This is a genomic window from uncultured Limnohabitans sp., assembly GCF_937889215.1.
Classification (GTDB): domain Bacteria; phylum Pseudomonadota; class Gammaproteobacteria; order Burkholderiales; family Burkholderiaceae_C; genus Limnohabitans_A.
The window spans coordinates 1-1,356 of sequence record NZ_CALBEX010000251.1 but is presented as its reverse complement, the minus strand read 5'-3'; the positions used below and the strand labels follow the sequence as shown (position 1 = coordinate 1,356).

Here is a 1,356-nt window from a genome sequence, read left to right as displayed (position 1 = left end):
AAATCCACCAAGGCAGGGCCCAAACCAACGCCCAGTAAACGCGCAAAAATCACCCAAAACACTGCAGAAATCAGGCCGCAGATCAGCGCAGATTTGGCGTTGAAGGGGGCGTCAAAAGCCCGTGCAATGCACATGCCGCAAACAGCGGCAGGCAGCACAAAGCCCAAGGGTATGACCAGCACCATGAAGGCCACGCCGCCGCCCAGCAAGCTGAGCAGTCGGGCGTTGGCACCTGGCAGAGGCTCTTGCCCAGGGTCTTGGCTCAGGTCGACTTGGCGGCCGCGCCAGGCGCTGATGCCGTACAGCACCGCCACCACCGCCAGCGCCGCCACGATCACACCCGGTGCGAGCACCGGGCCCACGGTCATCTGCATCAGAGATTCAGGGATGACCGTGACCTGCCAAGCGGCCACCCCGCACAGTGCGATCAGCAGTAAAGCCAAGCGCAAGGGGGTCATGCCAGGCCCAGGTCTTTCATGACTTCTTCGGTGGCCTTGATGTTGGCTGCAATCTCGCGCTCAAACGGGCGCTCGGCCATGAACACGTCGGTCCATTTGCGGGTTTCCAGTTCTTTCTTCCAGCCTGCCGAGGCGTGCACTTGGGCCATGAAGTTGCCCAAGGCATCGCGTTGCGCTTGGTTGATGCCTGGAGGGGCAAACACACCGCGCCAGTTGGCTGCGATCACGTTCACGCCCAACTCGGTCAGGGTGGGCACGTTCACGCCAGGAATGCGCTGCGAGCCCGAGACCGCCAAGGCCACCATGCGGCCGGCTTTGATTTGCTCTTCGAATTCGGAGTAGCCCGAGATGCCCGCGGTGACCTGGCCACCCAAAATGGCCGCGTTGGCAGGACCGCCGCCAGCAAAAGCCACGTAAGCGGCTTCACGCGGATTGCGGCCCAAGGCCTTGATGATCAAGCCCAGCAAAATGTGGTCGGTGCCGCCTGCGCTGCCGCCTGCCACAGAAACGGCCTTGGGGTTGGCCTTGATGGCGGCTTCCAGGTCTTTCCAGTTTTTGATCTTGCCGTTGGTGGGAATGGCCACCACACCGGCCTCTTCGGTCAGGCGAGCGATCGGGGTCACATTGCGCATGGTCACAGGGCTCTTGTTGGCAATGCCAGCGCCGACCATGACCGAGCCACCGATCATCAAGCTGTTGCCCTGGCCTTTGCGTTGGTTCACATAACGGGGCAGGCCGACCATGCCACCCGCGCCGCCCACATTTTCAAACTGCATGTTGCCAACCTGGCCTGCGGCCTTGGCAGCGCGCTCAATGGCGCGGGCTGTGCCGTCCCAGCCGCCACCGGGGGCTGCGGGGACAAACATGTTCAGTGTTTCGAACAGCGGTTTGCCTTGGG

At 62.5% G+C, this 1,356-nt stretch carries 2 protein-coding genes; both read right to left on the bottom strand.

The genetic code is table 11. The features are described 5' to 3' along the window. The coding region (locus Q0341_RS06450; RefSeq protein ID WP_299511317.1) for a tripartite tricarboxylate transporter TctB family protein at positions 1-458 on the bottom strand (458 nt) is incomplete at its 3' end. Next, the coding region (locus tag Q0341_RS06445; protein ID WP_299511316.1) for a tripartite tricarboxylate transporter substrate-binding protein at positions 455-1,356 on the bottom strand (902 nt) is incomplete at its 5' end. The genes Q0341_RS06445 and Q0341_RS06450, both read right to left, overlap by 4 nt.